Source organism: Leptolyngbya cf. ectocarpi LEGE 11479 (assembly GCF_015207065.1).
GTDB classification, from domain to species: domain Bacteria; phylum Cyanobacteriota; class Cyanobacteriia; order Phormidesmidales; family Phormidesmidaceae; genus Leptothoe; species Leptothoe ectocarpi.
This window is the reverse complement of sequence record NZ_JADEXP010000282.1, coordinates 1-8,553: the sequence shown is the minus strand read 5'-3', so window position 1 is coordinate 8,553 and position 8,553 is coordinate 1. Positions and strand designations below refer to the sequence as shown.

7 protein-coding genes and 1 pseudogene are annotated in these 8,553 nt (G+C 50.8%); 7 read left to right on the top strand and 1 reads right to left on the bottom strand.

Going from position 1 to position 8,553, the window contains the following annotated elements; genetic code table 11:
* The 7 genes and pseudogenes from IQ260_RS22920 to IQ260_RS22890 all read left to right on the top strand — a co-directional run.
* Nucleotides 1-542: pseudogene (locus IQ260_RS22920) on the top strand (hypothetical protein); the annotation flags it as partial.
* Between the two features lie 35 nt (nucleotides 543-577).
* On the top strand, nucleotides 578-1,597 hold the full coding sequence (gene hpsN / locus IQ260_RS22915) for a hormogonium polysaccharide biosynthesis glycosyltransferase HpsN (RefSeq protein WP_193995406.1): 1,020 nt from the start codon (nucleotides 578-580) through the stop codon (nucleotides 1,595-1,597).
* A complete protein-coding gene (gene hpsO, locus IQ260_RS22910) occupies nucleotides 1,594-2,760 on the top strand; it encodes a hormogonium polysaccharide biosynthesis glycosyltransferase HpsO (protein ID WP_193995405.1) in 1,167 nt (388 codons plus the stop codon). Before hpsN ends, hpsO begins: the two co-directional genes overlap by 4 nt.
* A gap of 256 nt (nucleotides 2,761-3,016) precedes the next feature.
* The gene (locus IQ260_RS22905) at nucleotides 3,017-3,961 is read left to right on the top strand and encodes a zinc-dependent metalloprotease family protein (protein WP_193995404.1); all 945 of its coding nucleotides are present in this window, start codon (nucleotides 3,017-3,019) and stop codon (nucleotides 3,959-3,961) included.
* Nucleotides 3,954-5,189, top strand: a complete 1,236-nt coding sequence (gene hpsP / locus IQ260_RS22900; RefSeq protein WP_193995403.1) for a hormogonium polysaccharide biosynthesis glycosyltransferase HpsP — start codon at nucleotides 3,954-3,956, stop codon at nucleotides 5,187-5,189. Before IQ260_RS22905 ends, hpsP begins: the two co-directional genes overlap by 8 nt.
* Nucleotides 5,190-5,409: 220 nt before the next feature.
* Nucleotides 5,410-5,754, top strand: a complete 345-nt coding sequence (locus IQ260_RS22895) for a hypothetical protein (protein WP_228016360.1) — start codon at nucleotides 5,410-5,412, stop codon at nucleotides 5,752-5,754.
* 67 nt (nucleotides 5,755-5,821) lie between these two features.
* On the top strand, nucleotides 5,822-6,562 hold the full coding sequence (locus IQ260_RS22890; RefSeq protein ID WP_193995402.1) for a transposase: 741 nt from the start codon (nucleotides 5,822-5,824) through the stop codon (nucleotides 6,560-6,562).
* A 76-nt stretch (nucleotides 6,563-6,638) separates the two neighbouring features.
* On the opposite strand, the gene IQ260_RS22885 is transcribed toward IQ260_RS22890, so the two are convergent.
* Nucleotides 6,639-8,553 (bottom strand): GUN4 domain-containing protein (locus IQ260_RS22885; protein WP_193995401.1); only part of this gene is annotated, 1,915 nt, incomplete at its 5' end.

Sequence of the window (8,553 nt, the reverse complement as noted above, 5' to 3'; positions counted from 1 at the left end):
GCAATCCAGAGCTGCTGCAAGAGCGGGTGGATAGTTTTCAGGCTCGTTGGGATGCCTCGCCCCCCCATGAATTTGTGATCCAGCAGTTTGAGGAGGTGATGGATGCCCAGAAAGGCATCCTAGGCAATGGTGTTGCTAGAGCCACCAACGGGGCTCGGATTTTTGGGAATGTCCGTCTGGTGGAAACCTATCACCCTAAACTGCTTTATGAGCTGGGTCCGCTGGGTCTGCTCTTTATGATGGTGTTATACACAGCGGTGACGGTGGCCACCTTCAAGGCGTATCGCAAGACCAAGGATAAGAATCTACGGGGCTATGCAGCCTCCATGTGGGTGTTTATCTTGTTTATTAGCTATTTTCCTTATTACTATCCCCTCGATGTGGATCCTGTCTCGGTTTACTACTGGTTAGCGGCTGGCATTGCCTTAAAGATTCCTACCCTGGATAAGCAGGAACGGGAGCTGGCCAATCCGAAGAAAAAACGGCGATCGCGCAAAAAATCATCCAATCCAGACCCTAAAGAAGCCCCCCAACTCGTCTAATACAGCAGCGATAGTCTACCCACCTAGTTATCCCTATGGCGTCAGAGTTATTTATTTCGGTTGTCATTCCCACCTATGGTCGAGAGGCGGTTCTGTGTAGCACAATTGCCAATGTGCTCAATCAAACCTACCCGACGTTTGAAGTGATCATTGTCGATCAGACCCAGACCCATGAGCCCGCCACGACAGACTATCTCAACGGCTTGAGCACCAACCCCAAAGTCGCCCTCTACACAGTGGACTGGGCCAGTCTTCCCGCCGCTCGCAACTACGCCGTAGAACGCTCCCATGGGGATATCATTCTGTTTTTAGATGATGATGTAGAACTGCCCCAAGGCTTTTTAGCAGCCCATGCCCGCAGCTATCAAACCCGCTCGGATATTGGCGCTGTGGCCGGTCGCGTCTTTGACCGGATGAAGCTAGCCGAGTCCAATGCCGCTAAGCAAATTCAAACCTTGCCTCCAGAGGCCATGGACCCTGGCATTGCCTGGTATCACATTGACCTGGTACACACGGTCAACCCGCAGCAGGTACTCACGGCCCGAGGCTGTAATATGTCCTTTCGACGAGAGGTGTTTGCCACCCACGGCCTCCGCTTTGACGAGCGGTTTCAAGGCAGTGCCGTCCGTGAAGAGTCAGACTTTTGCCTGCGGTTTCGCCGCACCGGTCTCAAAATTTGGTACGACCCAGAGGCTAACCTGATTCACCTGGGAGAAGAAACCGGCGGCTGCCACGACATCAGCACCCGTTCGCTGAAATACCAGCTAACTTTCTATCACAACCATTTTTTAATGGCGCTAAAAAACCTCACTCCCTGGCAGCTGCTGCGGCTTTCTGGGCGGCTGTTTGACTGCCATGTGCTCGGTAACCCTCCCTGCAACAAAAGTGGTTCTCCGATTAAAATCATCAGCCGACTGGGCTTTTATACCCTGGGCTTTTTACAAGCCTGCTGGACCTTGGTAACCACATTTTCTAGCCAGGGTAGACTCTTTAGCCTCCCCGCCCAAACCATGCCTGCAGCTGGGCTCCAAACCAAAGCAGTCACCAGCCCATGAAAGTTTTAGTTGCCAGCCACAGCTACATTGTGGAACTAAACTGTGAGAAGCTGAGAGCGTTGGCCCACATGGGCCATGACGTCACAGTAGTGGTCCCTAAACGCTGGAATCCCGGTGGTGTCCAAAATCGGATAGTTGAACCAGAGCCGCGCCAAGACGGATCTTTTCGGGTGGTGCCGGTGGCTAACTTGAGCCAAAACAACCAGGGATTGTTGAGCTTTGGTTGGGGAATTGTTGAACTACTCAGAACGTTTCAGCCGGACATCATTCAAGTTGAGCAAGGCTCCAAGTCCCTGGGCTATGCTGAGCTGATCACCTTAAATAAACTGTTGGGGGGAAGAGCCAAAACTCTCTTTTTTACCTGGTGGAATTTACCCTACGAACTCAAATTTCCCCTTTCGCTGCTAGAAGGGTATAACCTGCGTCATACCGATGGGCTGGTGGTGGGTAACCAGGACGGAGCCGATATTCTCAAAGAGCGTGGGTACCACGGTCCGGTGCGGGTTATGCCTCAGCTTGGCGTTGATGAAGTATTGTTTTGTCCCCGGCCCCAGCCCCAGCTGCGCCAGCAGCTGTCAGTTGCCGACGAGGACTTTGTGGTGGGGTTTGTGGGGCGCTTTGTCCCTGAAAAGGGATTATTTACCCTATTTAAGGCATTGGAGACCCTGATCAACCTGCCCTGGACACTGGTGCTCCTCGGTCGTGGCCCTCTCAAGGATGAACTCCAGACCCAGGCTCAGACCCTGGGGATTGCCGAGCGCATCCGGTGGATTGAAAGTGTACCCCACGACGCGGTACCTGACTATATTAATCTGATGGATACGCTGGTTTTACCGTCTGAAACCACCTATGCGTTTAAGACCCTAACGTCTATCGGCTGGAAAGAACAGTTTGGCCACGTGTTAATTGAGGCCATGGCCTGTCAGGTACCAGTCATCGGCTCAGACTCTGGCGAGATTCCCCATGTAATTGCTGACAGCGGTTTGGTATTTCCAGAAGGGGACCACGCCGCTTTAGCTGACCGACTCAGCCAGCTAATCCAACAGCCGGAACAGCAGCAGGCACTGGCTCAAAAAGGATATAAGCGAGCCCTGGAGCACTATACCAATAAGGCTCTAGCCACAGAGCTTTTAGCGTTTTACCAAGAATTACTGACAGCTTAAGTTGACTTCAGACTCAAAGGCTAATCCATACAACTCTTAGAAAATTACGGCGAGGGTCTTTAACAAGTTTTATAACAAATGTCCTGGGTGATTATTCTTAAAGTCTCGATGTAGTCCAGCCGGAAGTTGTCTAAAGTTGTCTAAACTAAAACAAGTCAACGAAATACATTGAATACAGCCGGTGGTTATGACTGTAGCGCGAACCTCACAGAACTCATGGGTAGGTCGATTATCGATAGCGGTCGGTATGACCTTGATGGCATCTGCCTGCAGCGGCAGCAGCAGTGAAGCCACCCCGGTATCGAGCGAGGCTGATCGACTAGCTCTAGAAATTCAACCGATTCAGGTCTGTGATGACGGCGGTATGGTCTGTGCCCAGGTCGAGCTTTTTGAAACCATTGCCGATAAAATTTGGGACCAGGCGGATATTGACATTACATTTTTACCGCCTAATCAGCTGAATGACAGCACCTACTTGACCACTGACGATGACGAATTTTTCGACCTATCGTTCACCGGTAGTGCCGGCAGCTTTGGTCGCCATCCTGACTCTACTCGTACCAGCGGGCCAATCAATCTTTGGTTTGTGGATGTGATTGAGTCATCTAACGGTTTGATTCAATTTGGGAATGCTTGGGTTGGTTTCAATGGGGTACTGATTAGCGATGACATTTTGGATTTTAATAACGGCATCGGACGCTTGGATGTGATTGCCCATGAAATCGGCCACAATTTGGGACTGCGCCATTCCACATTTGGGGCAGGTGATGCTAATAATTTGATGAGTAGTGGTGGTGTGCGGACAGTACCCGAATCTATTGACGATATTTTTCCAGATGGAGACAAGCTATCGCAGCTCACCCCAGAGCAGATTGAACATGTCCAAGATAGCGACTTTTTGAAAGACCTAGCCGCCGATGAAGATACTTTACTGGTGACGGCAGCTGATGCCCCGATCCATGTCCATCATTCTCACGTCCATCCTCATTCTCATCCTCATCCTCACGTCCATAGTCCCCATGCTCATCGTCAGCCTTATCCTACAGCCGATGCGATCGCATCCCTAACCCCTAGCCAGACAGCGGCAGCAGCCCCAGTTTCCATACCTGAACCCTCGTCTTCATTTTTGCCCTGGCTGTTGCTACTGCCCCTAGGACAGCATATTCATCGTCGCATCAGCTGTCGGTCCAGCCATGGCTAAGGCTCTAAAGGTTTTACAAATTGTGCCCTCTATCTCGTTGGTATATGGCGGGCCAAGCCAAATGGTGCGGGGGCTAAGCGGCTCTCTAGCCAAACAGGGTGTGACGGTCACTGTACTAACCACGGATGCCAATGGAGATGAAGGACAGGCTCCGTTGGATGTGCCGCTCAATCAGCCGGTCGAGACCAACGGCTATCACACCCTTTATTTTCGCTGTGCGCCGTTTCAGCGCTACAAGTTTTCGCTGCCATTGCTGCAGTGGCTACAGCGCCATGGGCCTGAATACGACCTAGCCCACATCCATGCGCTGTTTTCGCCCGTGAGCAGTACGGCAGCCATGGTTGCCCGCTGGCAAAAGCTACCCTACATTTTGCGACCCCTGGGCACCCTCGACCCGGCGGATTTAGCTAAGAAAAAACAGTTTAAGCAGGTCTATGCGGCCTTGCTGGAGCAACCCAATATCCAGGGGGCAGCTGCGTTACATTTCACCAGTGAGCAGGAAGCCAAGGTCTCAGAGCGCTTTGGGTTAGCTACTCGAGATCTGGTGCTGCCGTTGGGGGTGGTACTGCCTGAGTTTACCTGTAGTGGTGCTGAAGCACAGCGCCGGGTGCGGCAGCGCTATGGTATCTCCGAGGGGATATCCATTGTGCTGTTTATGTCGCGGATCGATCCGAAAAAGGGGCTGGATTTGTTACTGCCTGCTCTGCAAGCGCTGCGGCAGACAGGTCAGCAATTTCACTTTATTCTCAGCGGTGGTAACCCTCAAGATCAGGGGTATGTGGATGCGATCGCAAACCAAATAAACAACTCTTCCTTCACCCACTGCACCACAATTACCGGCTTTGTCGGCGGCGAACTCAAGGCCCAAATCCTACAGGCGGCAGATGTATTTGTACTCCCGTCATACTATGAGAACTTTGGCATCGCAGTAGCCGAAGCGATGATAGCGGGTAAGCCGGTGGTGATTTCAGACCAGGTGCATATTTGGCAGGACATTAAAACCAGTCAAAGCGGCTGGGTCGTGCCCTGTGAGCAGACGGCTCTGACTGAGACGCTGACTGAGGCGCTTGCGAATGCTACAGAACGCAATCGACGAGGAGAGAATGGTCGGGCATTTGCACAGGAGAACTATGGATGGGATGCGATCGCAACACGCATGATCGAGCAGTACCATCAGCTGTTAAAGAAGCGTCAGCCCGCCCAGGGTTCGAAACCCAGGGCTAACTGAAGGGTGTCCACTGGAAGGGACACAACAATCGGAGATGCGTCTTTAAACCAGTAACAATCCTTCACTTGACGACTACCATCCATAGGACGTATGTTCTTTTCAGGGCTGTGATTAACCGTCGCCGCCTTAAATCAGAACTCAATATTTGGCACTGCCAGCAGGTGCTGAGAACACCTTGCTGACAGCTAACCTCCCGGATTAACCAGCAATCCAGGCTGCTTTGGTCATTATTGATCAGCGCTCCGATTTGCACAATCTTCGCGGAGCCGCTGACTATTGGGTTCTGGCTCCACCATGTTTATTTGGAGACCAGGATCCCATGTTTCGCAATACCGACCAGGGCGCAGGTGCGTCCAACGTTCCGCCTGCCGATGGTTCTCTGCCTGAGTATCAGTACGAAAACATCAACCATACGCTGTACGGCAGTCTCACCGCCATCCGTAATACCATGACGCTGCTCCACAGGCTCAACTATGCCGAGCCCAACGACTGGAGTAAACCCTTGCCCACCGGGCGACCCAATGAAATGATGGCGATTTTGACCAAACGCGTCAGGGTGGATTAAGAAAGGCGGAAGTAGGAAGGCGAAAGGCGAAAGCTGTAGGGTGTGTCGCGACGCACCCTATCTGACAATGCCACGGTTAAAACGCATTCTTCGTCCAGATTTTTGTTATCACATCACCGTCCGCTGCAACAATCGCGAATTTCGTCTCACTCGTTATGAATGTCGATCGGTATTACTTTACGCGATCCAGGAATGTCAGAAGAAATATGGGTTTAAACTTTATGCCCTGTGCATCATGAGTAATCATGTGCATTACCTAATCGAGCCCCAACAGCCTCAGGACCTGCCCCAGGCAATGCACTGGCTCAACTGGTATACAGCCATGTGTTTTAACCGGATGCTCAACCGCACCGGCCACTTTTGGGAAAAGCGATACCACAGTAGCGGGTTTCCTATGGGTGACTATCGTCGAGCCCTGAATACGATTCGGTATATCCATGCCAATCCCAAAGCGGCCGATATGCAGCGGGGATTTTTCTATGATTTTAGTAACTATGGCAGCTATGAGCGATTAACTCAAGATGGATTGACTCAGTGGCATCCAGCGTTTTTAGATCTGGGAGCCAGCCTGGATGAATGCGCGGAAGCCTATAAACGCTTTTGCATACGGTATCAGCCCAAGCCCAAGTCAGACCGTAAAAACACCTGGGGTAGCCAGCTTTTGAAGGGGTTGATTCCCAAGAAAGGTAAACGAAAGCCATCACCAGGACAGCAAGAACTGTGGGAAAACGCCCGCGTTGAAGACCGAGATGATGTCAAACGGGTGACTGAGAAATTTATCGAGGCGAATAAATATCCGGAGAAATAAAAAGACTCTCCCGGTGCCAGGTATCGGATCGCTGAAACCATTGAAAATAGGTAGATCTGATGCCTGAAATAATTGTTTACGAACTTCGAAAAGCCTTATGGGTTACACTTTGCAAGCCTGGATGCGAGAGAAGACACCCCACCCATCTTCTAATAATCCTCTCAATAATAGGAAGGCTCCCAGGTTTTTCTCCTGGGGAATCAAATGAAATGCCCTGGTAGTAGACCCACTGCCCATTCTCGCGCCAACCCACTTGATCACCGAACTTTTGGAAGGCTTTACTCGCCGACTGGATATCTTTGCCAAAGTCCAGTTTACCACCCACGTCTAGCCAAATTTCCTTCTGTACACTAAATCCTAGTGTGTTGTTGCTGTGCTTTAACCACAGGTCGTCAACTCTGTTTAAGTCCTCACAGGGAAAATTTCGCAGGTTATGCAGGGTCAGATAGGATTCCTGGTTACATGCCTGCACCATTACCTGATAGGTATATCTGTCGGCTTCCTTCCATTTTCGATCCTGCATATATTGTTCCAATATCCCATAGCTCAGCTCCATCACTCGCTTATAGGTGCTCTCAGGAATCCGCCTGGCGGAATTTTCATACCAGCAGTCATAGGCCAGTGTCAGCGCGTTTTCTGCACCGACATCACATAGTCCTTCGATCAGCAGGGTAGGTGTCACCTGGGCCGCATACAGCAGCACAGTTCCCCGCCACGCTTCATTTTTCTCAATTAGCAAATGCTCTAACTGCTGCTGTTTAATCTCAGCGGCTGTCAAATACTCCTGCAAACTCTTGTGGGCAAACTGATACTCTTTTGGCTCTCGCTCTACTAACAGCTCGCTGACGCGAATTATTTTTTTCATTAACGCCGCTGCCGATACGGTTCCATCAATTACAGCCAGATATCCTTTTAATAACGCTAATAGCTCATCGTCAGAAATAATCTCCACATCTCGTTTCGTCATCTCGAGAGCCAGAGCCTGTAGCACCTGCTGGTTACTCTCTGCAGGCAACAGCATATCAATCTGTCTGGCCCGTGGACGATCTCCTAGCTGCAGGCGACAAATTTCCTGATACAGTTCTGCTCTCTTACGGGGTAGCTCACTGCCGGGATAAAACCGATGAAACGTGGCAATCATATTCAGCAATAGCGGATTTGTCGCCATTGCCTGTAACTCTTCTCGTCCCTCAATCTGCTCTAGCAAATCATCTGCTTTCTTATTGGCAATGGCCGCGACCGCCGCCGCATTCTTTTTGCTCTGACTGCGCCCATAGCGCTCCTGACAGCTGTACCATTTTCTAACAAATGCTTCCCGCTGATCTTCGTTAAACGGGTTTACCAACAGATTGGTCTTGGGTTTTTCTGCCGTATAGTGCTTATAGCCCCCCGGACGCGATGTGAGAATAAACACGGATTCGCTGTAGTTTCTGATCTGTTCACTGATCCATTCGCTAATGGCAGGTCGATTTGCTTCGGCCACTTCATCAAAGCCGTCAAACATAACCAATAGCTTGCCATTCCGCAGGGCATTCTTAGCCCAGTCTTTAGGAACTGTGACCTCATCCAACTCCGGCAGGCTAGGAATATAGTAGTTTTCGATTAACTCGGGCAGGGCGGGTGGACTTTCCCGAGTGAGTACCTCTTTCCACTTTCTCAAAAACAATAATGCGGGAACCAGCTTGGGGGCCTTATTTCGTCGCGCTTTGCCTGGATTATGGGCATAGGTAAACGCCAGATGCTTCATCAGCGTAGTCTTACCAAATCCACCCCAGGCTTGAACAGCAATCGACCGACAGCGTGGATTGTACTTTGCTTCAGAGAGAATATTCCAAATAGTTGTGGGGTCTTGTTCTCCTCGCTCCGCCATTAGCTCCTGCAGCTCTTCTGACTGGGTACCCATCTGAAAGGGCACCACATCCCCGGCTGCATTTTTGCTAAAGCCGCTGCCACTAAACTTTAGCGGGACGAACCCTTCTTCTAAAAGCGGT